Origin of the sequence: Rhizomicrobium sp. (assembly GCA_037200045.1) — a bacterium.
Lineage (GTDB): Bacteria > Pseudomonadota > Alphaproteobacteria > Micropepsales > Micropepsaceae > Rhizomicrobium.
The window spans coordinates 818,908-844,526 of record JBBCHM010000001.1; the positions used below are offsets into that span (position 1 = coordinate 818,908).

Below are 25,619 nucleotides of genomic sequence, written 5' to 3' on the forward strand. Positions count from 1 at the left end.
GTCAGAAGGTCTCGGTGATCTTGTTCAGGTTCGGCGGCCGGTCCGGGTCGATGCCGCGCTCCAGCGCCAGCGCCTCGACCATGCGATAGAAGCTCAGCGTCATGGCGATCGGCTCCAGCGCCGGATGCGCCGCAACGAAGGGCAGGGCGGTTGCGCCCGGCTGTTCGAATCCGGTAACGAGGACGTTCGCTCCCGTGGCGACGAGATTGGCGGCAAGTTCCTGCAATCCCGGTCGCGTCTGGTCGTTCTGCGCCAGCAGCAGGACGGGAAATCCTTTCTTCACCAGCGCCATCGGGCCGTGCCGGACTTCGGCCGAACTGAATGCCTCGGCATGCAGGCCACAGGTCTCCTTGAATTTCAGCGCCCATTCCTGCGCCGCACCGAAGCCGAGCCCGCGGCCGATGGCGTAGAGATCACGCGCCGGCTTCAGTTGCGTGACGGCTTTTGTCCAGTCGCAGGCCCACGCCTTGCGCAGCAGCGCGGGCAGGCCGTCCAGCGCCGCGCGCAGTTCGGCATCCTCGGTCCACTCCGCGACGAGATCGGCCACCGCCGCGACCGATGCGAGATAGGTCTTGGTGGCGGCGACGCTGGCTTCGGCGCCGGCATGCAGCGGCAGCACGCTGTCCGCGAGCGCCGCCAGCGGGCTCGCATCGTCGTTGACGAGCGCCACGACATAGGCGCCGCCGGCCTTCGCCGCCGCGACGGTCGCGAGCAGGTCCGGGCTTTTGCCCGACTGCGAGATCGCCAGGAACAGCACACGATCGAATTTCGGCTGCGTCTCGTAGACCGAGCTGATCGACATCCCGGTGGAGGACGTGATGATTCCGGTTTTGGTCTCGATCAGATATTTCGCGAAGGTCGCGGCGTGATCGGAACTGCCGCGCGCGCCCGTCACGACGGCGCGCGGGTTCAGTTCGCGCAGCCGCGCACCAACCGTCCGCACCTGAGCACGGTTGCGGGCGAACTGCCGCGCCACGACGTCCGGCGCCTCTTGCGCCTCGTGCAGCATCCGCGTCAGCGCGGCCGCCTTCACTTGTCCATCTCCGACGCGTTGAGTTCGGCCACGAAGTCGTAGGTGTCGCCGCGATAGAAGGACTGCGAGAACTCCATCGCGCGCCCGTCCGGCAGAAAGCCGCGGCGCTCCACCAGAAGCCCGGCGTCGCCTTCCTGCGCGCGCAGAAGCTCGGCCTGCTCGCCGGTGAACAGTACCGCGCGCAGCCGCTGCAACGCCCGCGTTGGGCGATAGCCGGCCTTGGCCAGCGCCATATAGAGCGACGATTCCACCGCCTCGATCGACGGCAGGCAGAACGCCGGCACCGAGCAATATTCCAGCGCCATCGGCGCGCCGTCGGCGAAGCGCAGGCGATGGAAGCGATAGACCGGCGTGCCGGGCGACAGTCCCATGGTCAGGGATTCTTCCGGCGTCACGGTGCCCTGGCTCTTGCGCAGCCACTGGCTCGTCGGCACGCGACCGCGCGCGATCATGTCTTCGGTGAACGAGGTGAGCTTGGAGAAATTCTTCTCGACGCGCCCCGCGACGAACGTGCCAGAGCCCTGCTTGCGCGTCAGCAGGCCTTCCGCGACCAACCCGTCGATCGCCTTGCGCACCGTGATTCGCGACACCGAGAATTCTTCCGCGAGGTCGCGTTCCGGCGGCAGCGCGTCGTCGGGCGCCAGCAGCTTGTTCTCGATCGCGGCGCGCAAGCCGCGCTGGAGCTGCTGGTAAAGCGGCTGCGCGGCGGTCTCATCCAGCCGTCCGATGACTTTGAGCAGCGCCACGTCGCTCTCCCTGAGCTTTCCGCGCAACAGGCGGAAGAATTCGTTCTAAGTTCATATAACCAATCTAGTACCACATGTATAGGGTTTCACGTCAACGGCGGAAATACGACAAATTTTCGGCTTGACAGTGACAGCCCAACCGAGAAATGGTTCTACATTGGACTTGGATTGGTGCTTCTCCAGGTGGCGGACGCAAGCCCATCCGAGTCGCGGGGATTGTAGCTCAAGGAGGGATATCGCATGTCATTTCGGGGGATGTTGGCCGGATCGGTCAGCCTTGCGGCGCTCACGGCGGGGGTGGCGCCGGCTGTTGCTGCCGATACGAACGAACCGGTGGAAGTCGTCGTCGTGACGGGTATCCGTGCGTCGATGGGCCGGGCGATCGACATCAAGCGCGATGCGACGGGCATCCTCGACGCGGTATCGGCCGAAGACATCGGCAAATTCTCCGACAAGAACGTCGCCGACGCGCTGCAGCGCGTGCCCGGCGTCAACACCGTCTCGGCGGCGAGCGGCGAGGGCGGCTTCGACGAGAACGACCGCGTCTCGATCCGCGGCACCAATGCCAGCCTGACCCAGACCGTGGTCGACGGCCACACCATCGCCAACGGCGACTGGTTCATCCTCGACCAGTACGCAGCCATCGGCCGCAGCGTCAGCTATACTCTGCTGCCGTCCGAGATCGTCGATACCGCCAAAGTGTACAAGAGTCAGCAGGCCGACCTGGTCGAAGGCGGCGTCGCCGGCGTGGTCGACATCATCACCCGCAGCCCGCTCGCCTTCAAAGAGAACCTGACCTTCGAAGGCAGCGCCGAAGCCGCCTATACCACGCTGCGCGGCAAGACCACGCCGCAGGTCAACGGCCTGCTCAATTGGAAGAACGATTCCGGCACGTTCGGCGTCATGGTCCAGGGCTTCTACGAGGCGCGCGACATCCGCCGCGACGGCCAGGAATTCCTCGGCTATTCGACGGTGCAGCCCTGGGTCTGCGACGCGGCGTCGAATTCCTGTTCGGGAAATCTGGCCGCGCTGTCCCATCCCGATCTGGTCGGCAAGGCCTATCCGACGCTGATCGGCTCGGCCCTGTTCGAGCAGCAGCGCGTGCGCGAGGGCGGCGACATCACCGCCGAATGGCAGCCGAACAACGCGTTCGACATCAAGCTGTCGGGCTTCTATTCGCACCTCTCGGCCAGCAACGTCAACGACAACAACATGTTCTGGGGCACCAACGAATTCGCCACCATGAACAACGTGCCGACCAGCTATACGGTCAAGAACGGCACCATCGTTTCGGCGGCGTTCCCGGCGATCGCGCCGGCCTACACGCTGCCCGATGGCACGGTCGTCGCGGCCCGGCCCACCGCGCCCTTCGTGACGGACTTCATCCAGCGTCCGGGCGGCGGCGCCGAGACCTATTACTTCAACGCGGACGCGCATTGGGCCGCGACGGATACGCTGGATGTCGGCGTCAAGGGCGGCTACAGCCACGGCGTCGGCAAGACCGATCCGCAGGTCGCCTGGGAAGGCGAGATCGGGCTGGGCACCGGCGCGCCGGGCACCTACGACTTCTCCAAGGGCGTGGGGGTCGTGACCGTCCCCGGCGTCGACACCTCCAATCCCGCCAATCTCATCAACGATTGGGCCTGGACGGCGGTGTCCACCGCGGTCGACAGCGAGTGGTACGGCCAGGTCGATGCCGAGCAGCAGCTCGCGATCGGACCCATCACCTCGGTGAAGGGCGGCGTGCGCTATGCCGAGCATACGCGCCGCAACGACCTCTATAACGGCGGCGTCTCCTATGGCGGCTCGATCGGCAGCGACGTATCGACCCGGAACTATCCGGACGACTTCGCCGATGCGTTCAAGATCCCCGGCATGCTGACCGATCTGCCGCAAGGCGACACGGCGCTGATCGAGAAGCTGCTCTACAACAACACGAGCTGGCGCCCCTATCCGCAGACGCCGGCGGCGATCTCCAATCCCGCCAATGGCCGCTTCGACTGGCCGGCCAGCATGCATTTGAGCGAGCAGGATTTCGCGGCCTATGCCATGACCAATATCGGCGGCGACCACTGGAAGGGCAATTTCGGCGTCCGCGTTGTCAACACCCGCGAGGACATCGACCAGTACATCAATGCGCCGGGCGGCCTTCCCAGCGACTTCGGCACCTATGGCATCAACAAGATCACCCACAGCTACTGGGACGTCCTGCCGAGCGCCAACCTGTCGATCGACCTGAACGAGGAGATGGTGCTGCGCTTCGCGGCGGCCGAAACCATGGCGCGTCCGGACTATTCGGCGCTCGGTGGCGCGGTGCAGCTTACCGACACCAACCTCACCGGCCAGGGCGGCAACCCGAACCTCAAGCCGGTGAAGTCGGCGAACTACAACCTCTCCTATGAGTGGTATTACGGGCCGCAGGCGCTGTTCTCGGCCGGCGTGTTCTACATGGACCTGTCGTCCTACGTCTCCTACGGCAACACCAACGCCAGCTATGTGAACATGACGCTGACCGGCATGAAGCCCGTGCCCGTCTACTCGACCTATTCGATCACCTCGCCGTTCAATTCCAGCGGCCATGACGAGGGCATCGAGCTGTCCTGGCAGCAGCCGGTGTGGAACGGCTTCGGTGTGCAGGCGAACTACACCTTTGCCAGCGGCGTCGACGACGGCGGTGGCCCGCTGGTCGGCGACTCCAAGCACGTCGCGAACCTGGTGGGCTATTACGAGAACGACTGGCTGAGCGCGCGGCTGTCCTACAACTACCGCTCAAAGATGCTGCTCGGCCTGGATCGCAGCTCCGCCGAAGTCCAGAACGCCTACAACACGCTGGACGCCTCGGTGCAGTTCACGGTCACCGACTGGGCCTCGATCACCTTCGATGCCCTGAACCTGACCAACCAGACGCTGAAATACTACGCGGCGAACGAAACCCAGCCGCGCGCGCTCTATTCCAACGGCACGCAGATCTATGGCGGCATCCGCTTGAAGTTCTAAGAGGGGAAAAGGTGCGTCTTATCCGTCGCACTGCTAGCATCGAGGGGCGGAGAGCGGATGTTCTCCGCCCCTTTCTTTTGCACCGAGGGATTTGCGCCATGAAATCCGTCCGCCTGGTCGCGGCGGCCTTCCTCGCCCTGTGCGGCGCGGCGGCGGCGAACGCCCCGGCGCCGTCGGTTGTCCCCTATCCGGCGCATCTGACGCCGCAGGCTGGCGAGTTCACGGTCGATGCGACGACCCCCATCGTCTTCGACAGGGCCGATGCGCTTGCCGCCGCGTATTTCGTCGATCTCCTTCGCCGGTCGCGCGGCATCGCGCTCCACCGGCGTACCGGCGCGAACGCCATCACGCTGCGCCGTGACCCGAGCATCGGCGGCACGGAAGCCTATCGCCTCGACGTGACACCCCATGGCGTGACAATCTCCGCCGGCCGCAGCGCCGGCGTGTTCTACGGCACGATCACGCTGTGGCAGTTGCTGACGCAGACGCCGGGAAAATCGCCGCGCCTGGTCGTTCCCGCCATGCATATCGAAGACGCCCCGCGCTTCGCCTGGCGCGGCCTGCTGCTCGACTCGGTGCGCCATTTCCAGTCGGTCGCCTTCATCAAGTCGTTCCTGGATGCGATGGCGCGCGAAAAGCTCAACGTCCTGCAATGGCACCTGACCGACGACCAGGGCTGGCGGCTGGAGATCAGGAAATATCCGCGCCTCACCCAGATCGGCGCCTGGCGCGTTCCCGCCGGCGGGCAGGGCGATATCGATCCGAAAACCGTCAAGCCGCGGCTCTACGGTGGCTATTACACCCAGGCGCAGGTGCGCGAGATCGTCGCCTTTGCCGCCGCGCGCCACATCGCCGTCGTGCCGGAGATCGAGATGCCCGGCCACGCCATGGCCGCCGTCGTCGCCTATCCCCGTCTCGGCTCCGTTCCCAATCCGCCGACCGCCGTGTCGAGCGACTGGGGCGTGTTTCCCTACCTTTATAATGTCGACGACAAGACCTTCGCCTTCCTCGAAGACGTGCTGACCGAGACCATGGCGCTGTTTCCGAGCGCCTATATCCATGTCGGCGGCGACGAAGCGGTGAAGGATCAGTGGAAAGCCAACCCCGCCATCCAGGCGAAGATGCACGCCCTCGGGTTCGCCGACGAGGACGCGTTGCAAAGCTGGTTCGTCGCGCGCATCGGCGCGTTCCTGAAGGCGCATGGCCGGCGCCTGATCGGCTGGGACGAGATCCTGCAAGGCGGCGTGCCGCCCGACGCCACCATCACCTCCTGGCGCGGCATCGACGGCGCGATCACCGCCGCGAAGGCGGGGCACGACGCCGTGCTGTCGCCCGCGCCGGTGCTCTATTTCGACAACCGACAGGCAGAGGGCGCGAACGAGCCGTCCGGCCGCGGTGCCATCGTCTCGCTCGGCGATGTCTACGATTTCGATCCGGCGCCGACGTCGCTGAGCGATGCCGAGCGCGCCCACATCATCGGCGTGCAGGCCAACATCTGGACCGAGCATATCCGCGAGGAGCGCAACGCCGCCTATGCCACGTTCCCCCGCGCCGCCGCGTTAGCGGAACTCGCTTGGTCGCCGGCCGCGATGCACGACCACGCAGATTTCTTTGCTCGCATGCCCGCCGAGCTCGACCGCTACGCCGCGTTCGGCCTGCCGCATGGCCCGCTGGCGGCGGACCCGGCGCCTTTGTCGCCAACGATCCGCGACAGCCACGAACTCGCCCTGTGCAGCAGCGCCATCGTGCTCTCCATCGAGGGGCCCCAGCCCTTCACCGGCCCGCGTCCCGTCTTCCTACACGACATCATAAATCCTTGCTGGATCTGGAAAAATGCCGACCTCGCGGGCGTCATCCAGATCGCGCTGACCGCCGGCCTTCTGCCGTTCAACTTCCAGATCGGCGCGGACGCCGAAAAGGTCGCGAGACGCCCGGCCGCGACGCCCGACGGCGAGTTCGAGGTCCATCTCGACACCTGCGACGGGGCGAAGATCGCGACCGTGCCCATGTCCCAGCCATCGCCTGGGACGGGCCTCGCCGCCGCGCGCGGCCCGCTCGCGCCGCAGGCCGGTGTGCACGATCTGTGTTTCGTCTTCACGCGGCCGGCGCTTGATCCATACTGGGCGCTGCATACGGTCGAACTGGTCCACTAGAAGAAGGGACGCATGTCCAATCTCACGCTTGTCGCGCCGATCAAAGGATGGGTGGCGCCGCTGGACGAGGTGCCCGATCCGGTTTTCGCCGAGCGCATCCTGGGCGACGGCCTCGCCATCGATCCGACCGGGGCCGCGGTGCACGCGCCCTGCGACGGCCTCGTCATCGCGCTCGCGCGCCATGCCGTGACGCTGCGGGCCGCCAACGGCGCCGAGATCCTGATCCATGTCGGCCTGGAGACCGTGGCGCTGCACGGCCAGGGCTTCATCACCCATGTCCGCGAAGGCGCGATGGTGCGCACCGGCGATCCGCTGATCGCCTTCGATCTCGACTTTCTCGCGACCCACGCCAAGAGCCTGATCTCGCCGGTGGTCGTCACCAACGGCGACGCCTTCGCCATCATCCGCCGCAGCACCGGCCGCGAGACCGGTCTCGGCGAATTCCTGATGGAGCTGCGCCCGCTGACCGAGCAATCCGTCGCCGCGCCGGTCGAGGCGACGCGCGAGGTCGTCGTGCGTCTCGCGCACGGCATCCATGCGCGTCCCGCCGCGCAGATTTCCGCCGCCGCCAGAGGCTTCACGTCGGAGATCGAACTCTCCGCCCGCGCCCGCCGCGTCAACGCCAAGAGCATCGCGGCATTGATGTCGCTGGGCGTCGCCCGGGACGAGTCCGTCGTCGTCGCGGCGCGCGGTCCCGATGCGCAAGCCGCCGTCGTGTCACTCGCCGAGCTGATCGAGTGCGGCATCGAAGAAGCCCCCGAACTTCCACCGCCGCCAGCGCTCGCCGCCGCTCCGCCGGCGCCCGATCTTCCGCCCAACACGCTGCGCGGCGTCTGCGGCGCGCCGGGCCTCGTCATCGGCAAGGCCTTGCAAATGCGGGCCGCCGAATTTGCCGTCAGCGAAGATGGCCAAGGCGCCGTGCAGGAATGCACCGCGCTGGCCGACGCGCTTGCCGCCGTCCGCGCGCGTCTCGACCGCCTCGCCGCCGCCGGCAACCGCCAGCGCCGCGAGATACTGGGCGCGCATCTCGCGCTGCTCGACGATCCCGAGTTGCTCCGCCAGGTCCACGCCGCCATCGACGACGACAGGAGCGCCGCCTTCGCCTGGCGCCAGGCCATCCGCGGCTATGCGGATGCCTTCCGCGCCGCCGAGGATTCGCGCCTGCGCGAGCGGGTCGGCGATCTCGTCGACCTGGAACGCCAGGTCCTGGCGGCGCTGCAGGGCGACGCCGGCGCGGAGGGCAGGGCGCTCGCGCCCGACACCATCCTTCTCGCCGACGAGTTGCTGCCGTCCGAACTCGCGGGGCTCGGCGTCATCGGCGGATTCGTCACCGCCGGCGGCGGTCCCACCTCGCATGTCGCGATCATCGCGGCCGGCATGAACGTGCCCGCGCTGGTCGGCGCCGGCGCGGGCGTGCTTGCCATCGCCGACGGCACCACGCTGCTGCTCGACACCGAAGCGGGCCTTCTGCATATCGACCCCGACGCCGCGCAGCTCGATCGCGCCGGCGCCGCCATCGCCGAGCGTGCCGCCCGCGACTCCTCCGCGCGGACACGCGCTTTCCAAGACTGCCGCACCGCCGATGGCACGCGCATCGCGGTCGTCGCGAATCTCGGTGCCGGTGCCGAAGAAGCGGCGGCGGCGATCGCTGCCGGCGCCGAAGGCTGCGGCCTGCTGCGCACCGAATTTCTCTTCCTCGACCGCGACACGCCGCCGTCGGAGGACGAGCAGGCCGCCGTCTACCAATCCATCGCGCGGGCTCTGGACGGCAGGCCGTTCAAGATCCGCACCTTCGACATCGGCGGCGACAAGCCGTTGCCGTATCTGCCGATGCCCGCCGAGGAAAATCCGGCGCTTGGCCTGCGCGGCATCCGGGCCGCGCTGTGGCGCAGCGATCTTCTGAAGACCCAGCTCGCCGCCATCCTGCGCGTGACGCCCACGCCCCGCATCATGCTGCCAATGATCGCTTCGCTGAGCGAATTGCGCGCCGTCCGCGCCATGCTTAGTGAGATGGGCGCGCCGCCCGGGATCGAACTCGGCATCATGATCGAGACTCCCGCCTCGGCGGTCATCGCCGCCCGGTTCGCCCGCGAGACCGATTTCTTCTCCATCGGCACCAACGATCTCACGCAATACACGCTCGCGATGGATCGCGGCCATGCCCAACTCGCCCCGCGGATTGATGCCTTCCATCCCGCCGTCCTGTCGCTGATCGCCCAGGCCGTGGCGGGCGCCTCCACGCAGGACAGGCCGGTTGCGGTGTGCGGCGGTCTGGCCGGCGATCCGCTCTCCGCCTCTCTGCTGATCGGGCTCGGCGTGCGCGAGCTTTCCATGCCGGCCGGCGCCGTCGCGCGGCTGAAGGAAACCATCCGCGCCCTCGACATCGAACAATGCCGCATCGCCGCCGCCGAAGCGCTGAAGCAGGACTCGCCGGAGGCGGTGCGCGCCGTCGCCGCCACCTATCTTCCCGAGACGGGAGCACAGCCATGAACCTCGTCGAACGACTCCAGCCGCTGGGCCGCGCGCTGATGCTGCCGATCGCGGTACTGCCCGCCGCCGGCCTTCTGCTGCGCCTCGGCCAGCCCGACCTGCTGAACATCGCGTTCATCGCGTCGGCCGGCGACGCCATCTTCTCCAATCTGGGGCTTCTCTTCGCCATCGGCATCGCCGTCGGCCTGGCGCGGGAGAACCATGGCGCCGCCGGCCTGGCCGGCGCGGTCGGCTTCCTCGTCGCCACCAAGGGCGCGCAGGTCCTGATCGCCGTGCCGCCAACCGCGCTTGCCGGCATCCCCGCGACGGCGCAGGCGCTCGCCGCCGATGCGTTCAAGGCCGCCGCCATCGCCAAGCTCAGCGTGCCGGCCGGCATCGCCTCGGGCCTGATCGCCGGCTGGCTCTACAACAAGTACCGCGACATCAAGCTTCCCGAATTCCTCGCCTTCTTCGGCGGCCGCCGTTTCATCCCGATCGCCTCCGGCGCCGCCGGCGTCGTGCTGGCCGCGCTGATCGGCTTCGGCTACGCGACGATCAACGACGGCATGGACGGCCTCAGCCACGCCATCCTCGGCGCCGGAGACATCGGCCTTTTCGCTTACGGCGTGCTGAACCGGCTGCTCATCGTCACCGGCCTGCACCACATCCTCAATAACCTCGCCTGGTTCATCGTCGGCGACTTTCACGGCACGACCGGCGATTTGAAGCGCTTCTTCGCCGGCGATCCCGAGGCCGGCAAGTTCATGAGCGGCTTCTTCCCGGTGATGATGTTCGGCCTGCCCGCCGCGTGCCTCGCGATGTACCGCGCCGCGCTGCCGTCGCGGCGCCAGGAAGTCGGCGGCATGCTGCTGTCGATGGCGCTGACGGCGTTCCTGACCGGCGTGACCGAGCCGATCGAATTCACCTTCATGTTCCTGGCGCCGTTGCTCTACGCGATCCACGCCGTCCTGACCGGCGCGGCGATGGTGATCATGAACCTTCTGGGCGTGCGGCTCGGCTTCGGTTTCTCCGCCGGGCTATTTGACTATGTGATCAATTTCGGCAAGGCGACTCGGCCTCTATGGCTGCTCCCCGTCGGCCTGGTCTATTTCGCGCTCTATTATGGACTCTTCAGCCTTTCGATCCGCGCGTTCAACCTGAAGACGCCGGGCCGCGAGGAGGAAACCGAGGCGCCAACCGCCGCGCCGGCCGCGACCTCGCGCGGTGAGGCCTATGTCATCGCGCTGGGCGGCGCGGACAACCTCGTCAGTGTCGACGCCTGCACCACACGTTTGCGCCTCGTCCTCGCTGACGGCCAAGCCGCCGACGAGAAGGCCCTGAAGGCGCTGGGCGCCCGCGGCATCGTGCGTCCGTCGGCCAACGCGCTGCAGGTCGTGCTCGGCCCGATCGCCGATCAGGTCGCCGGAGAAATCCGCGCTGCCGTACCGACCGCGCCGCGCGGTGCGCCAGCGTCCATCGTCGTGGCCACGCCGCCATCGACCGTGGCGGCGCCGCAAATCGGCGACACGCGCGCCTTGCTGCGCGCGCTCGGCGGACCCGCGAATGTGCTCAAGGTCGAAACCTGTTCGAGCCGCCTGCGCGTGACCGTCGCCAGCGGCGAGGACATCGACGAAGCCGTGCTGCGAGCTCTGGGCGTGCGCGGCGTCGTGAGTCCCGTGGCCGGGAGCATCCACCTCGTCATCGGACCCGGCGCCGACGCCGTCGCGGTGAAATTGCGCGGCGAACTCGCCGCCTAACGCAGCGCCGCGATCAGCGGACCCAGATGCTTCTCATAGTGCCGCCACCGCCCGATGGAACTGGCGAACAGCGGCTGGCGCACCTGCGACTGGCTGAGCGTCCGCACCGGCCGTTCGGTCCTGGAGAAATCCAGGCACCGCGCGTCCCAGTCCAGCCCACAGAACGCGACGATCCTGCGCGCCTGTGCTTCGAAGTCGTCGACCAGCGTCTCGTATTGGACGTCGAGCAGCACACGCTCCGGCAACACACCATGCCAATGCGCCGTCAGTACCTCGTACATCTTGTGATAGCGCCCCAATTCACCGAGGTCGTAGGCGAAGTTCAGTCCGCCGAGGAACAGCTTGGAATAGCATGAGAGGCATGTGTCCATCGGATCGCGTCGCACATGCACGATCTTCGCATTCGGCAGCGCGAGATGGATCGTCCCCAGGTGGCGGAAATTCGCCGGCAGCTTGTCGACGATTCGCTTCGCGCCGGGCGCCAGCGCCCGCATGTGCTCGATATAGCGCCGCCCGAACTTTCGCAGTGCAGCGTCCGAAACCGCAGCGATCCCGGACGGATAATCCGGCAGATCGGCGATCAGATCGTTCATGACCAATAGCTCACCGGCGCCATACACGTCCGGATGGCTGGCGAGGATCTGCTCGACCAGCGTGGAGCCGGAGCGCGGCATCCCGACCACGAACACCGGCGCGTCCGAAAGATCGCCGGCGCCGGCCCTGCTTCGCACCAGGGCGGGAGAGAACGCCGCCGCTATTGCCGTGAAGAACTCCGCGACCGACGTCTCGTCGTAGGATATCAGCGTCCGCTTGAGCGCATTGCCGGCGCGCATCTGCTCGAACGCCTCGTCGTAGCGAGCCAGATCGTCATAGGCCTTGGCCAGCGCGAAATGCAGTTCGACGTTCTGGGCGTCGCCCAGACTCGGTCCTTCGCGCGCCAAGGCTTCCAGCGCGGGCAGGCGCGTATCGCCGACAACGAAGCGAGCTGTTTCGGCCAGGGCGCGATGATAGGCGGCGTTTTTTGGCGCGCAGGCGATGGCACGCTCGAACGCCAGCCGCGCTTCCGCCGTCTCTCCGGTCTGTGCCGCGAGGCTGCCCAGGCCGAAATGCGCCGTGGCGTTCTTGGCATCGGCCGCCAAAACCCTTTCGAACGCGGACCGGGCCGCGTCGACCCGGCCAAGTACGCTCAGAGCGTCGCCGAGCCCCAACAGCGCCTGCGCGTCGCCGGGCCGGTATTTTATCGCGGCCTCGAAGCTGCGCGCCGCATCGCCATAGCGTCCCAGGACGAGATATGCGCTGCCGAGATCGCTTTGGATCGCGCCGTTCTGCGGAGCCGCGGCGGCCGCCTCCGCCAGATAGGCCACGGCCTCTTCTGGCCTTTTGGTCCGTAGACGGATCAATCCCAGACCGTGCAGGACTCCGGGATGGCGCGGAAAGGCTTGGCGCACCGCCTCATAGTGCCGCTCCGCCTCGGCGAGCTCGCCCGCCCGGTGCAAGCCGACCGCCGCTTCGTAGTTTTTCCGCGCGGCTGCCAGCCGCTCGGTTTCCGTCTGTGTTGGCGCCACGGCTTATCCTCGTCGCGGCAATCCTAATCGTTCGTCCGCGTCGCCGAAACATCCGCGCGTGGGCGTTTTCCGCCGGCATTTGCGTCAGACTGCTGGGCCGATCGGCACGACATCGACGCCGACTTCGACGATGTGATCGCCGCCGCCGGTGACGATGCCGTTGAGCGGCGCGACGTCGCTATAGTCGCGGCCCCAGGCGAGCGTGACATGGCCCTCGCCGCAGCGCATGTCGTTGGTGGGGTCGAGATCGATCCAGCCGAATGGCGGCGCCCATACCGAGAACCAGGCATGGCTGGCATCGGCGCCCAACAGGCGTTTCTGGCCCGGCGGCGGCTTGGTCAGCAGATAACCGCTGACATAGCGGCCGGCCAGACCGATGGAGCGCAAGCAGGCGATCCCGACATGCGCCAGGTCCTGGCAGACCCCCGAATGGATCTGGAAAACGCGGTCGACCGGCGTGGTCGCGTCGGTCACGGTGGTGTCGTACTGGAAGTCCTTGTGGATGCGACTCATCAGGTCGAGCGCGCCGGCCAGGATCGGTCGGCCGCGCGGGAAGCTCGCCGCGGCATAGATCGCGATCTCGTCGCGCGCCGCCGTCAGCGGCGAGTCGAACAGAAACTGGATGGCATCGCGCGCCGCTGCGTCCGGCGTGTATCCCAAGCTCGTCCGAACCTGCTCCCAGGGCAGGCTGCCCTCGGCGGCGGGCGCCGCGATCGGGCCGACGCCGACCCGGCTCTGCGTTTCGACCTGCAGCACGGAGTGTGCCTGATCGATGGCGAACCATTCGGTCTTGTTGCCGAAGACGTCGGTCACCGTATAGCGCCGGGCCGGCGGCAGCGAGATCTTCAATGCGCTGGCGGCGACGCGCTGCGTCGGCGTCTCTCGGGGGGTCAGATGGGCCAGGTGGCAGGAATAGGACACGCTCTGCAGGTAGCGATAGGTCGTGCGATGCCGAACCGCGTATTCCATCACAGGGCCTCGCGCCAGGGCGCCGCGCCGGTGCGCCGACGCGTCGTGTGCTGAAAATAGGCGTCGGCGATCGTGTCCGTGAGAAGCGCCAGCGTGCTTTCGACCTTGGTCGAGAAATCGGCCAGCGCCGTGCGGCGCCCCGTCTGAGCCGCCTGCGCCAGCACGGGAGAATGGACGCTGCCGACCGCGAGGCGCAGCGCCGCGGCGATGGCGTTCGCGCTTTCGTGCCGCTGCACCGGGGTGATGCGCGGCAGCTGATTGAGATTGCGCGCGATCGCCTCGAGCTGGAACGCCAGGCTGCGCGGGTTGCTATCGTCGAGCAGCAACAGGTCCACGAAGGGAGGAATGTCGAACAGGTTCAGATAGCGCGAACGATAGGTCATCGCGCTGTCGGCGATTTCGAGCACCGCGCGCATGCGCGGGACTTCCGCTTCCGTCGCCTCGCCGGCCGCCTGCCGCACCAGCCAGGCCAGATCGGTGCCACGCTCGATGCGCCGGCCGAGATCGACGAACAGCCAGTTCGGTCCGCGCGTCATGTTCTCGGCGCAGAGGCCGGAAAACGCCGCCGATCGGCGCACGAGTTGGTCGAGATAGGTCTGGGCCGCCGGCGCGTCGAAGGTCTGCTCGGCGGGCGAGGCTTCCTCTTCGGTCAGGAAACGGATGGTGCGCCAGGTGTCGAGCGACAGCCGATCGCGCGCCGCCCAGGCGGTCCGCCGCACGCGTGCCAGAAGACGCGGCAGGCCGTCCGGTGCATTGCGGTCGTAGAGCAGGGCACGCAGTTCGGCGAGCAGCTTTTCGTCGTCGCCCGACGCGGCATCGTGGACGGCCGCGGTGCCCGCCGGCGAGGCGCGAAACAGGAAGCGGTCGGCGGTATCGGCCACGACCGCGGCGTCCTCGCCCAGCCGCGCGGTCACCGCCCGCAGGACGCGGACCGTGCGTTCGGCGCGCTCTGTGTAGCGCCCCAGCCAGAACAGATTGTCCATCGCGCGGCTCGGCGGCGCCTCGCCGGTGCGGCGGATCTCGATGGCGCCGCCGTCGCCCTTGAGCAGGCTGAACGTATCGGCCGGTTCGCGGCCGCGCACCCACACGTCCTTGCTCGCCGCGCCGGATTGGATCGAAAGCGACCGCGCGTGATCGTCCTGCGCCACGCGTACCAGGCCGCCCGGCATCGCGATATAGCCCTGCGGCGTCCAGGCCGCGAAGACGCGCAGGTTCACCGGCCTGGTGCCGAACTTACCGTCCTCGAACACCGGCGCAAGGCCGAGCGGCACGGCGTCCTGGGTCACGATGGTGGCGCCGCGTCGCCGGATACGGTCCTTCAGCGTGTCGATGTCGCTCAGCGACAGTTCCGCGCCGAGCCGGGCGCTCGACTGGCGCGAGAACAGCGGCCTTGCATCGAAGGCGTCGCGCACGACCACGCGTTCGAGCCGCGACAACGCCTCCTTGCGGCCCCATTCGGTGCCGCACCACACCGTCGGGATATCGGGCATCTTGAGCTCTTCGCCGAGGAGGGCGCGCGCCAGGCCAGGCAGATAGGCGTCCATCGCCGGCGATTCCATGACGCCGCCGCCAAGGGCATTGGCGAGCACGATGCTTCCGGCGCGCACCGCGTCGACAAGACCGGGAATGCCGATGGCGGAATCGCCGCGGAATTCTAGCGGATCGCAATAATCGGAATCGACGCGCCGGAAGATCGCCGCGACGCGCTCCAGCCCCATCAGCGTCTTGAGGAAGACCTGTCCGTCGCGCACCGCCAGGTCGTCGCCTTCGACCAGCGTGAAGCCCAGATAGTGCGCGAGATAGGCATGCTCGAAATAGGCTTCGTTGTGCGGCCCCGGCGTCAGCAGGACGGCGCGGCCTTTGCGGTTCCGGGACAGCGCGAGGATGTGCTCGCGGTAGGCGCTGAAGAACGAGGCGAGCCGCCGGATATGCATGTCGTCGAACAGATCGGAAAACGTCGCGCCGACGACGATGCGGTTTTCCAGGGCATAGCCAATGCCGCTCGGTGCGTCGGCGCGGCTTGCCAGCACGCGCCATGAACCATCGGGCATGCGCGCGAGATCGGCGGAATACAGATGCACATGCACGCCGCCCGGCGGCGTCAGGCCGACTAGCGGCCGCAGGAACTGCGGATGGCCGAGCACCAGATGCGGCGGCAGATGGCCGGCGGCCATCAACTTTTGCGGCCCATAGATATCCTTGAGGACGAGATTGTTCAGATGCGCGCGCTGGACAACCGCGGCCTCGATCGCGCGCCATTCGTCGGCGCCGATGACGAACGGCACGATGTCGAGCTGCCACAGCCGCGCCTGGCCGTCGGCATCGTCGTACACATTATAAGTCACGCCGTTGTCGCGGATCATGGCCTGGGCGGCGGCGCCACGGCGCGCATAATCCTCCGGCGGCATCGCGGTCAGCGCGTCGGCCAGCGGTTTCCAGGCGGGGCGTACCGTGCCGGCCGCATCGCGCAACTCGTCATAGCGCGGCGGGCTGGCCGGTTCGGCGGAGGAGGCGACATCGACCTGGCTCATCGGCGATTGGCGGCCCGCCTGAGGTCGAGGGTGTGCGGAAAGTCGGTATTGGCGTCCTCCGGCGGCGGCTCGAAGATGCCACCGGTGAAGCCGAACGGCTCGAAGCGCGCCAGGCGGCGCCCTTCCGCTTCATAGCCGTTGACGGGAAAGGTCACGTAATTGCGCCCGCCCGGATGGGCGACGTGATAGGTGCAGCCGCCCAGGGACCGCTTGCGCCAGCCGTCCCACACTTCGCAGATCAGCGGCGCGTGGCTGGGGATCGTCGGATGCAGCGCGCTCACTGGCTGCCAGGCGCGGAAACGCACCCCGCCGACCGCTTCATCGAGCGCGATCGGCTTCAACGGCACGGCGCGGCCATTGACGAGAATCTTGTGGCGGCCGGCGACCAGTCCCTTCACTTTCACTTCCAATCGTTCGACCGAGCTGTCCACGAAACGTACCGTGCCGCCGACCGTTCCTTCCTCACCCATGACGTTCCAAGGCTCCAGCGCCTGGCGCAGTTCGAGGGCGACGCCGCCATACTGCACCTTGCCGGCGAGCGGGAAGCGGAAGGCCCAATGGGGCCGGAACCAGTCCGCGTCGAAGGCGAAGCCGTTGGCGTTCAGATCGGCGATCACATCGGCGAAATCGGCCCATACGAAATGCGGCAGCATGAAGCTGTCGTGCAACGCCGTGCCCCAGCGCACCAGCTTGGTCTGATAAGGCGTCTGCCAGAACCGCGCGACGAGGGCGCGCAGCAGCAGGCCCTGCGCCAGGCTCATTTCGGGATGCGGCGGCATCTCGAAGCCGCGGAATTCGACAAGGCCGAGGCGGCCCGTGGGTCCGTCTGGTGAATAGAGTTTGTCGATGCAGATCTCGGTGCGATGGGTGTTGCCGGTCACGTCGATCAGGAGGTTGCGGAAGATGCGATCGACCAGCCAGGGCGGGATATAGCCCGTCTGCGGATCGGGCACCTGCGCGAAGGCGATCTCCATCTCGTAGAGCGTATCCAGCCGCGCCTCGTCGATGCGCGGCGCCTGGCTGGTCGGCCCAATGAACATGCCGGAGAACAGATAGGAAAGCGACGGATGGTTCTGCCAATAGCCGATCAGGCTGCGCAGCAGATCGGGCCGCCGAAGGAACGGGCTGTCGGCCGGCGTCGCCGCGCCGAGAACGATGTGATTGCCGCCGCCGGTGCCGGTGTGGCGGCCGTCGAGCATGAACTTCTCGGTGCCCAGCCGCGTCAGCCGCGCCTCTTCGTAAAGCGCCTCGGTGATCGCGACCTGGTCGTCCCAGGATTTCGCGGGATGGATGTTGACCTCGATGACGCCGGGATCGGGCGTCACCTTGATGACGTTGATGCGCGGGTCGTAAGGCGGGCCATAGCCTTCGACATGGATCGCCGCGCCAAGCTCGGCGGCCGCGTCTTCGACCGCCGACAGCAGGTCGAGATAGTCCGCCGCGGTTTCGGTCGGCGGCAGGAACACGCTGAGGCGGCCGCCGCGCGGCTCCACCGTCAGCGCGGTGCGGACGCTGGCGCCTTCCAGCGGCGGTTCCTGTTCGACGCGCGCGCGGCGCGCTTCCCAGGCCGCGTCGCGCAACCCGCCGGAGAGATAGGGCTGGCGGTAATCGTCGCGCTCGGGCAGCGGCGGCAGCTTCTCGAACGGATCGGGCGGCGGCACGAAGGGTCGCGCCGTCGCCGGCAGCCAGGGCAAAGCCTCGAGCGGCAGGCGGTATCCGAGGGGCGAGTCGCCCGGCACAAGCTGGAGCCGGCCGGCGCGCGTCGCCCACCGTTCGGAGCGCCAGCGCCGCTTGTCCGCCGCGTTCCAGCGCTGCACCGGCAGCACGAATCCGGTCGGCTTGCCCAGGCCACGCTCGAACACGCGCGCCAGGCGGGCGCGCATCTCCGGATCGTCGAGCTTGGAATTCAGCGGATCGACATTGACCGGCAGCATCCGCTCCTTGCCGATGTAGTGCCACGGGTCCTCATAGGCCTCCATCGCATTGCCGGGATGGATGTCGAGGCGCCGTGCGATGCCGGTCGCAAGATTGCGTGCGTCCTCGACGGTCGGCTTGTAGTTGTCGCGCTCGCGCGCGATGCGGGCGGCGTCGCGCCACAGCGGCACGCCGTCGCCGCGCCAGTAGAGCGCGAAGGCCCAGCGCGGCAGGCTCTCGCCCGGATACCACTTGCCCTGGCCGTAATGCAGGAAGCCGCCCGGCGCGAAACGGTCGCGCAGCCTGCGGATCAGCGTGTCCGCCAGGCCGCGTTTGGTGGGACCGACCGCCGCCGTGGTCCATTCCGCGCCGTCCATGTCGTCGATCGAGACGAAGGTCGGCTCGCCGCCCATGGTGAGGCGCACATCGCCGTCCTGGAGCAGCGTGTCGATGCGGTCGCCCAGCCGATCGATCGCGCGCCATTGGTCGTCGGTATAGGGCTTGGTCACGCGCGGCGGCTCGACGACGCGCTTGATCGACATCTCAAACTCGAAGCTGACCTCGCAGTCTTCGAGGGCGCCGCTGATCGGCGCCGCGTGGGTCGGATTGGCGGCACAGGCGAGGGGAATGTGGCCTTCGCCGGCGAACAGCCCGGAGGTCGGATCGAGTCCGACCCAGCCGGCGCCCGGCAGATAGACCTCGCACCAGGCGTGCAAATCGGTGAAGTCCTGTTCGGCGCCGGACGGTCCGTCGAGCGATTTCTGGTCCGGCTTCAACTGGATGAGGTAGCCCGATGCAAAACGCGCCGCGAGCCCGAGGTGACGCAGGAGCTGCACCAGCAGCCAGGCGGAATCGCGGCATGAGCCGGCGCGGGTCTCCAGCGTGTGGTCCGGCGTCTGGATGCCGGGCTCCATGCGGATCAGATAGTTGATGTCGCGCTGGAGCTGCGCGTTCAGGTCGAACAGAAAGCCGGTGGTCGGTTTTTCGATTCGCGGCACGGCGGCGAGATAGGCCGCGAAGCGCGGCCCGACCTCCGCCTTCTGGAAGAAGGGCTTGAGGTCCTCCAGGACTTCCGGCGCATAGGCGAAGGGAAAGACCTCGGCCTCGGGCTCCAGGAAGAAGTCGAACGGGTTGATGACGTTCATCTCCGCCGTCAGGTCGACGGTGACCGTCAGGTGGTCGGTCTTCTCCGGCACGACGATCCGCGCCAGCCAGTTGGACTGCGGGTCCTGCTGCCAGTTGAGGAAGTGCTGCTCGGGGCCGATCTTCAGGCTGTAGGCCAGGATCGGGGTGCGGCAATGCGGGGCGGGGCGCAGCCGGACGAGCTGTGGGCCGAGGGTGATCGGCTTGTCGTAGCGGTAGCGGGTGGAATGGGAGAGGGCGACCTGGATGCTCATGACTCCACCTTGCCGCAACTGCGAAAGGCCCGCCACCCATCCCGGATGGCCGCATCGACGGACGGCGGCGGATTGCCCGCCCGTGGATGCTTTATGAGGCTCATTGCCCGGAATTTCGTCGCAAACGGGCCCCTGGGCCGGCCCGAATCGGCCGTCGGGCGTTCAGGGCTATCCGTTGAAGCCGTGGGCCGCCGCGTCGATCAGGCGTTCGTTTGGAATGTTGAATCCCACGGAGGTTCCCTTGCCGGGCGTGCTCACCACCCTGAGACCCCCGCCATGCATATCGATCATCGATTTCGCGAGCGGCAGGCCCAGCCCGGTGCCTTTGTGCTTGCGGCTCACATAGCTGTCGATCTGCCCAAAGGGCTGAAGCGCCACCGCCGCTTCCTCGGGCGTCATGCCGATACCGGTGTCCGACACCGTGACGACCGCGCCGGCGGCCGGGTCCAGCTGCAGCCGCACGACGACGAGGCCGTCCGGCGGCGTGAACTTGACGGCGTTTGAGACGAGGTTCAGCAGAATTTGCTGGATCATCCGTTCGTTTCCCGCGATCCGGATCGGCTGCTCCGGAAGCTGGTCCGCCAGCACGACGCCGCCGTTCGACGCCGTCATGCTCATGAGCCGGCAGACATCGCGTACCGCCATCACGAGTTCGACGGGCTCGTCCATGCGAATCTTGGCGCTCGCCGACTCGATCCGGGATAGATCGAGGACATCGTTGACGAGGCTGAGGAGGTGATGGCCGCTCGTGAAGATATCGTAGGCGTATTCGACGTAGCGAGAGCTTCCGACGGTTCCGAAGGTCTCGTTCTTGAGAATTTCCGCGAAGCCGATGATCGCGTTGAGCGGCGTCCGCAGCTCGTGGGACATGCTCGCAAGGAATTTCGACTTCTCCTTGTTCGCGGCCTCGGCCTCGTCCCTGGCGATGATGAGCTGGTCCGTGAGCGACCGGGACGCAAGAAGCGACGACCGCGCCCGCCGGTACTGCATCTGGCCGAAGCCGACGACCGGGATGCCGACGAATATCGACGTGATCGCCATCGCGAACGACATCGCCCACGCGTTCCGGCCGAGGCCGACCGCGGCGAGCAGGCCGACGACCACGACATGGGCCGTGGCCAGCAGAAGCACGATGGCGCTCACGGTGACCGTGTTCGGCAGCCGATCCAGGAATTCGATGGAAATGGCGTCGAACAGCTCGGCGATCGCTTTCAGCAATCGGGCCAGGGCCTTTTCGAGGTTCCACCCGCGGCTGGCCGGCCGGGCGCCCAGGCCGGCAATCGTCTGACTCAAGGAATCGACTTGGATCATCAACTGCCTCTTCGCGCAAAGCCGTCTGACGCCCGCTCAGGATAGAATGTCCTTCCCTACCAACTGCTACACACTGTCGCGGATTGGGATAACCTACGTTACGAGCCGATACGACGGCGCGCGGTTTGCAGAAATGGTTCGTTCGCCGCCGGCAATCCGTCTGCTTTTTTCTTCAAGCGTTGGAACGCCCGGGTGGGGTATAAAAGCGACCGCCGGCGGCGAACGAATTCATTCGAACGACCTTCTTGCCGACAAAGATCGTTCGGCGGAGCGCTCAGGCGGAAGCGTGCTCCAGCATTTGATCGATATCGTCCTGACTGAGCCCCTCGCCCTGAAGAGCCGGTCCTTCGAGCCTGCAATCGCCGGAGTCCGGCGGTCCTTCCGGAATGTCCGTTGCGCCGTTCAACGCGCCGGCGACCTTGGCGAGCCGCTGGCCCACGATGTCCTGAAAGGTGCAGGCCTCGCGGATTCGCATGCACTCCGAACGGATCTGGCGCGCCATCGGGTCGTCGCCGCCACCGGTGGTGAGACCGACGATATGGTCGACGGCATCGAGGATCGCGATGACCGCGGTCTCGGTCTCGCCGATCGACGTCGACAATTCCGCCGCCAGTTGCAAGCGTGGTGTGGCAATCCCGGTCATGATCTGCCTGTTCTGAAGAGGGCCGCTCGGCGCCGTCGGCGGTGCACGCGCAGACCGCCATACCGTCGCTATTGCGTGAGGAAGGGCGTGATCTTCGTCTTGAGCGTCGCGCCGTTGAACGGCTTGACCATATAGCCGCTGACGCCGGCGGCCCGCGCGGTCGCGACGTTCTCGACCTTCGCCTCGGCCGTCACCAGGACGAAGGGCGTCTTGGCGGTCTTGGGATTGGAGCGCACCGCCCGCAGGAGGTCGAGCCCGCTCATCGGCTGCATGTTCCAATCGGAGAGGACGAGGTCGTATTTCTTGGCCTGCAGGAGCTGCAGCGCGCCCTCGCCATGGGTCGCCTCGTCGATGTTCTTGACGCCGATCTCCGTGAGCAGCCCTCGAACAATTCTCAACATCGTCTTGTAGTCGTCGACGATCAATACGTTGCAATCGGTGCGCATGTTGTCCTCCTTGTCTTGCAATTCGAAGAAGCCGTTTTCCCTGTCGATTCCGCTCAGGCCGCAAGTCCGGTGACGACCGACTTCACGGCGGTTCCGAAATAGCTGCCCTGGCCGAGCTTGATGCCGATGTCGCGCGCGCGAACCATTTCTTCGCGGGTCGAGATATTGTCGGCGACGGTCTCGATGCCGAGCTTGGTGCAGATGCCGAGCAGGCCGCGAAGCAGAATGTCGTGTCTGTCGCCGCTCTTCGAGCTTCGCACGATCGTGCCGTCTATCTTCACGAAGTCCACTTCCAGATCCTGCAGATACGCGATCGGCAAGACGCCCGGCGCGAAATGGTTCAAACCGACGCGTATTCCCATCTGCCGCAGAAGCCCGACCGCCATCTGGAGCTTGTCGAAATCGCAGGCCGATGGAAGGGTCGCCACCTCCAGGAGGAGCCGCGGCGCGAGATGCTGCCTGGCTTTGAGCAGGCCGGAGAAAAGCGCGAAACACGCCGGATCGGCGAGCGTGTGGCCGCAAATGCCCAGCGCCAGCTTGAAATGCGCGGTCGACTGGCTCTCCAGAACCCCGAGAACCTGCGCCAGTGAGACGACATCGAACGTGTCCGCGAGCCCGATCTCGCGCGCGATCCGAAGAGATTCGGCGGTCGATTCGGCGGCGTCGAGCCGGGTCAGCACGTCGTAGCGGCCGGTCTTGCCGGTCTTCAGATCGGCGACCGCTTCGTAGCGCAACTCGAACCCGTCGTTTTCCGCCGTGCTCGCTTCGCTGGAGGCCCGGGCGATGGCTTCGCCGACGAACCGGCCGAACACCGTCGCCAAACTGCCTTGATGCCGGCCGGGCATGTCGCCGCGCGTGAACCGGCCGATCGCCTGGCGCATCGCGAGCGAGGCCTGCTCGAGCGTCAACCCGTTATCGTCGAGAGACAGAAATCCGTCCGACGCGGACAATCCGTCGACGTCGCAGGTCTTGGCGACGCCTTCGATCGCGCTTGCGAGCGTACAATCGGTGTCCTGCGCGTCGCAGACCACGCCGAAGGCGTTCTCCGTCAACTGGCCGGCGCTGCCCAGCGCCTTGAGCGCCGCGCCGATCTGGAGGAGGAATTTGCGGGCGCGCGCGGGCGGCAGCCCCGCGCATATCTGGGACAGATTCGGAATGTCGACCAGCTTCATGCCGTACTGCGTTCCCAGGCTCTTTTCCGCCGCGGCGAGAAAGGCGTTCAGGTCCGGAAGCCCCGTGCGGGCATCGGTTCCCGACGCCGTCGCCGTGCGGGCGGGCGGCAGCCGGACGGCGCAGGAAATGCGCGGCACCTTCGCGGGAAGGCAGCACATCGAGACTTGGACCGCGTCGCCATTCGCGAGGCCGAGGCGAACCGGGCCGAAGCGGCGTCCCGGCCGGATGGCCATGGCGTAGGTGGCGAATTTCGAGCCATCGGAGGGCATGAACAGCGATCCGGCCCGCCGGCTGATCAGCTCTTCGGCCGGCACGTCGCACACAGCCGCGCGCGGCGCCCGATGCGAAGTGGATCAGGCATTCGGCATCGATCTCCAGCAGGAGGTCGGCATTGGCGAAGGCAAATCCCAGCAATCGGGCCGTGTCGATCATCGAAGTTCTCGGTGCCTGACGCGACCAGGCTAGCGCCGAGAGCGTTAGCATCGAGAAACCCTAATCCCGAAAAAGGGTAACAGATGTTTCCCTTCGCCGCAGGCGCCGGCGGCGCCCATGGGCGCGGGCCGGTCAGGCGGCGGCGAGCTTGCGCAACGCGGCGTCGTCGAAAATCGAAATCACGCCGCGATTGAAATCCACGATTCCGAGATCGCGCAGTTTCTTGAGCGAGCGGCTGACATGGACCGCCGTCATGCCGAGGGCATCGGCGAGGTCGTCGCGCCGCAGAGGAACCTCGAAGGCCAGCGGACGGTCCAGGGTATCGCCGAGGCGCGCCACCCGCCGCTGCAAAAGCAGGATGAAATGCGCGAGCCGCTCCACGGCCGTCCGCGCGCCCAGGCTCAGGGCGATTTCATCGGCGTCCCGCTGCGCGTCGCCGCAGGCGCGCAACACATCGGCCAACGCATCCGGATTCGCCATGAGCTCGCGAAGCAGGACATCGCGGGGAAACTCGCACAGCGTGGCGCGGGTCAAGGTGCGGACGGAGTATCCCCACCGCTGCTCGTCGAAACTGACTTGTCCGATCAAGTCGCCGGGAAGAAGCAGGGATAATATCTGCCGGCGGCCGTCGCGGGTGGCGCTGTAGCGGTAGGCCCAGCCGCTGCGCAGGGTGTAGACGAACTGCCGCCGGTCGCCCTGGTGGATGATCACCTGGCCCTTGTGCATCGTCCGCGCCGCGGTTCGCATGGACTCCGCGGCAAATTCGCGGCGAGCAATTATATTGCGATACGCAATCAAGCCGCGCACCGGGCAGCTCGCACAACTCGGCAGCAGGGGCTGCGCCGCCGCATCCGCCAAATTCCTGATGTCGCGGACCATCAGCATGATAGTGTTGCCCCGAGCCGAGCGCGGCGCCCAATCGGGCGCCAGTGGGCGCAAAAGTGCTTCGGGATGCCCGAAAACCGCGCTTTCCATCCGATCGTCGCCACAACATCCCCCCGTCTGACTTCGTACGCTTCCGCGTAATTTCGCCACGACTGTGCGACAAGTTGTCTGAAGCCGACGGTTGTCCTCTTAGGGTTAACAGAAGGTTAATACAGCAGAATAATCCATGTGATTTCAATCACTTACATTTGTTAATAACATAAATCATTTACATTGATCACAGATACTTTCCTTCTCCTTTGGGCGCGATTGGGCAATTTTAGCGCGTGAGATTTTATGCCCAGACGGCAGGCACTTTGGTCGGATTTCCGGCCTCTTGGGTGATGGCGGCGTCGGCCTAAATGACCTTCGAATTCGAAGAGGACCGCCACCGTCAATGAGTAGTGTGAACAGTGGATGCCAAGCCTGCGTGATGGGCTCGCTATCGATTTATGGGCCGACGCTTCGTCGGCAGGTTTCGGCGATCGAGACCCTGAAAACCGGGAGACGGGAATTTCCGGCGCGGCGTCGCATTTTCCGCGAAGGCGACAAGATCACCGAGATCTTCACGATCCGGGCGGGCTGGGCCTTTCGCTATCGCGAGCTTTCCGATGGCGAGCGGCAGATACTGTCCTTCTTCATACCGGGGGACATCATTCCCCTGGAATCGGTCTGGATGCCCAACTCGCCGCTGCTGTATTCGGTGAAGTCGCTGACCAATCTGGCGGTCTGCGCCCTTCCGCTGCCGAGCTTCTGCAAGATGCTCCAGGCGTCGGACGAACAGATCCGCGAGGTCGAAAACGCGGAATACCGATTTCTGCATTCCCTCTACGGCCGGTTTGTCCATATGGGCCGCAAGAGCGCGCGCAGCCGGATGGCGCATTTTTTCCTCGATATCGAAGCGCGCCTGCGCCGAAGGGGCCTGACGGAGGGCGCCACGATGTTTTTCCCGCTGCGCCAGGAGCACCTCGCCGATTCCCTGGGCCTGACGACGACCCACGTGAATCGCAGCCTCGCCAAATTCCGCAGCGAGGGCATCCTGACCTTGGAGCGCCAGGTGCTGTCGATCCTCGATCGCCAAGAACTCGCCAAGGCCAGCGACGAACCCTGAGCGCGGCGCGCAAAGAGTCGTCCAACGGAAAATCTGCGGAACAAATGT

General features: G+C 66.6%; 17 protein-coding genes. 6 read left to right on the forward strand and 11 right to left on the reverse strand.

The genetic code is table 11. The features are described 5' to 3' along the window. Position 1 precedes the first annotated feature (1 nt). Positions 2–1,033, reverse strand: a complete 1,032-nt coding sequence (locus WDM86_03580) for an SIS domain-containing protein (GenBank protein MEI9989097.1) — start codon at positions 1,031–1,033, stop codon at positions 2–4. Next, positions 1,030–1,779 carry a GntR family transcriptional regulator gene (locus tag WDM86_03585; protein MEI9989098.1) on the reverse strand — a complete coding sequence of 250 codons (750 nt, stop codon included), beginning with the start codon at positions 1,777–1,779 and terminating at the stop codon, positions 1,030–1,032. Before WDM86_03585 ends, WDM86_03580 begins: the two co-directional genes overlap by 4 nt. 240 nt (positions 1,780–2,019) lie before the next feature. Between WDM86_03585 and WDM86_03590 the strand changes: the two genes are divergently transcribed. From WDM86_03590 to nagE, 4 genes are all read left to right on the forward strand, one after another. Next, positions 2,020–4,776 carry a TonB-dependent receptor gene (locus tag WDM86_03590; protein MEI9989099.1) on the forward strand — a complete coding sequence of 919 codons (2,757 nt, stop codon included), beginning with the start codon at positions 2,020–2,022 and terminating at the stop codon, positions 4,774–4,776. A 98-nt stretch (positions 4,777–4,874) separates the two neighbouring features. After that, positions 4,875–6,929: a family 20 glycosylhydrolase gene (locus tag WDM86_03595; GenBank protein ID MEI9989100.1), complete on the forward strand. Its 2,055-nt coding sequence runs from the start codon at positions 4,875–4,877 to the stop codon at positions 6,927–6,929. A gap of 12 nt (positions 6,930–6,941) precedes the next feature. Continuing rightward, positions 6,942–9,419, forward strand: a complete 2,478-nt coding sequence (gene ptsP, locus WDM86_03600; GenBank protein MEI9989101.1) for a phosphoenolpyruvate--protein phosphotransferase — start codon at positions 6,942–6,944, stop codon at positions 9,417–9,419. Then, a complete protein-coding gene (nagE, locus tag WDM86_03605) occupies positions 9,416–11,155 on the forward strand; it encodes an N-acetylglucosamine-specific PTS transporter subunit IIBC (GenBank protein MEI9989102.1) in 1,740 nt (579 codons plus the stop codon). The genes ptsP and nagE overlap by 4 nt, the downstream gene beginning before the upstream one ends. Here the strand turns inward: nagE and WDM86_03610 are convergent. The 8 genes from WDM86_03610 to WDM86_03645 all read right to left on the reverse strand — a co-directional run bounded on the left by WDM86_03610 (position 11,152) and on the right by WDM86_03645 (position 23,373). Beyond that, a complete protein-coding gene (locus tag WDM86_03610; GenBank protein MEI9989103.1) occupies positions 11,152–12,720 on the reverse strand; it encodes a sulfotransferase in 1,569 nt (522 codons plus the stop codon). The two genes, nagE and WDM86_03610, sit on opposite strands and share 4 nt — an antisense overlap. 84 nt (positions 12,721–12,804) lie before the next feature. Continuing rightward, entirely contained in the window at positions 12,805–13,689 is an 885-nt protein-coding gene (locus tag WDM86_03615) for a transglutaminase family protein (GenBank protein MEI9989104.1), read from the reverse strand. After that, complete coding sequence (locus tag WDM86_03620; GenBank protein MEI9989105.1) at positions 13,689–16,220, reverse strand: circularly permuted type 2 ATP-grasp protein; 2,532 nt, start codon at positions 16,218–16,220, stop codon at positions 13,689–13,691. Before WDM86_03620 ends, WDM86_03615 begins: the two co-directional genes overlap by 1 nt. Further along, positions 16,217–19,531, reverse strand: a complete 3,315-nt coding sequence (locus WDM86_03625; protein MEI9989106.1) for a transglutaminase family protein — start codon at positions 19,529–19,531, stop codon at positions 16,217–16,219. Before WDM86_03625 ends, WDM86_03620 begins: the two co-directional genes overlap by 4 nt. Before the next feature lie 168 nt (positions 19,532–19,699). Continuing rightward, positions 19,700–20,842, reverse strand: coding sequence for an ATP-binding protein (locus WDM86_03630; protein MEI9989107.1), 1,143 nt, complete (start codon positions 20,840–20,842; stop codon positions 19,700–19,702). Positions 20,843–21,116: 274 nt separating this feature from the next. Continuing rightward, on the reverse strand, positions 21,117–21,485 hold the full coding sequence (locus tag WDM86_03635; protein MEI9989108.1) for a hypothetical protein: 369 nt from the start codon (positions 21,483–21,485) through the stop codon (positions 21,117–21,119). 68 nt (positions 21,486–21,553) lie between these two features. Then, positions 21,554–21,931, reverse strand: a complete 378-nt coding sequence (locus WDM86_03640; GenBank protein MEI9989109.1) for a response regulator — start codon at positions 21,929–21,931, stop codon at positions 21,554–21,556. Between the two features lie 53 nt (positions 21,932–21,984). Continuing rightward, positions 21,985–23,373 carry an EAL domain-containing protein gene (locus WDM86_03645; GenBank protein ID MEI9989110.1) on the reverse strand — a complete coding sequence of 463 codons (1,389 nt, stop codon included), beginning with the start codon at positions 23,371–23,373 and terminating at the stop codon, positions 21,985–21,987. Between WDM86_03645 and WDM86_03650 the strand changes: the two genes are divergently transcribed. Then, positions 23,372–23,569, forward strand: a complete 198-nt coding sequence (locus tag WDM86_03650; GenBank protein MEI9989111.1) for a hypothetical protein — start codon at positions 23,372–23,374, stop codon at positions 23,567–23,569. The two genes, WDM86_03645 and WDM86_03650, sit on opposite strands and share 2 nt — an antisense overlap. A 99-nt stretch (positions 23,570–23,668) precedes the next feature. Here the strand turns inward: WDM86_03650 and WDM86_03655 are convergent, their stop codons facing one another. Then, on the reverse strand, positions 23,669–24,421 hold the full coding sequence (locus WDM86_03655; GenBank protein ID MEI9989112.1) for a Crp/Fnr family transcriptional regulator: 753 nt from the start codon (positions 24,419–24,421) through the stop codon (positions 23,669–23,671). A 376-nt stretch (positions 24,422–24,797) separates the two neighbouring features. Between WDM86_03655 and WDM86_03660 the strand changes: the two genes are divergently transcribed. Continuing rightward, positions 24,798–25,571, forward strand: coding sequence for a Crp/Fnr family transcriptional regulator (locus WDM86_03660; GenBank protein ID MEI9989113.1), 774 nt, complete (start codon positions 24,798–24,800; stop codon positions 25,569–25,571). The last annotated feature ends 48 nt before the right edge of the window (positions 25,572–25,619 follow it).

Excerpts from the sequence above, each read along its gene's own strand:
- WDM86_03590 (MEI9989099.1), top strand. The coding sequence starts at position 2,020 with ATGTCATTTCGGGGGATGTTGGCCGGATCGGTCAGCCTTGCGGCGCTC.
- WDM86_03595 (MEI9989100.1), top strand. The coding sequence starts at position 4,875 with ATGAAATCCGTCCGCCTGGTCGCGGCGGCCTTCCTCGCCCTGTGCGGC.
- ptsP (MEI9989101.1), top strand. The coding sequence starts at position 6,942 with ATGTCCAATCTCACGCTTGTCGCGCCGATCAAAGGATGGGTGGCGCCG.
- nagE (MEI9989102.1), top strand. The coding sequence starts at position 9,416 with ATGAACCTCGTCGAACGACTCCAGCCGCTGGGCCGCGCGCTGATGCTG.
- WDM86_03615 (MEI9989104.1), bottom strand. The coding sequence starts at position 13,689 with ATGGAATACGCGGTTCGGCATCGCACGACCTATCGCTACCTGCAGAGC.
- WDM86_03620 (MEI9989105.1), bottom strand. The coding sequence starts at position 16,220 with ATGAGCCAGGTCGATGTCGCCTCCTCCGCCGAACCGGCCAGCCCGCCG.
- WDM86_03625 (MEI9989106.1), bottom strand. The coding sequence starts at position 19,531 with ATGAGCATCCAGGTCGCCCTCTCCCATTCCACCCGCTACCGCTACGAC.
- WDM86_03630 (MEI9989107.1), bottom strand. The coding sequence starts at position 20,842 with ATGATCCAAGTCGATTCCTTGAGTCAGACGATTGCCGGCCTGGGCGCC.
- WDM86_03635 (MEI9989108.1), bottom strand. The coding sequence starts at position 21,485 with ATGACCGGGATTGCCACACCACGCTTGCAACTGGCGGCGGAATTGTCG.
- WDM86_03640 (MEI9989109.1), bottom strand. The coding sequence starts at position 21,931 with ATGCGCACCGATTGCAACGTATTGATCGTCGACGACTACAAGACGATG.
- WDM86_03650 (MEI9989111.1), top strand. The coding sequence starts at position 23,372 with ATGAACAGCGATCCGGCCCGCCGGCTGATCAGCTCTTCGGCCGGCACG.
- WDM86_03645 (MEI9989110.1), bottom strand. The coding sequence starts at position 23,373 with ATGCCCTCCGATGGCTCGAAATTCGCCACCTACGCCATGGCCATCCGG.
- WDM86_03655 (MEI9989112.1), bottom strand. The coding sequence starts at position 24,421 with ATGCTGATGGTCCGCGACATCAGGAATTTGGCGGATGCGGCGGCGCAG.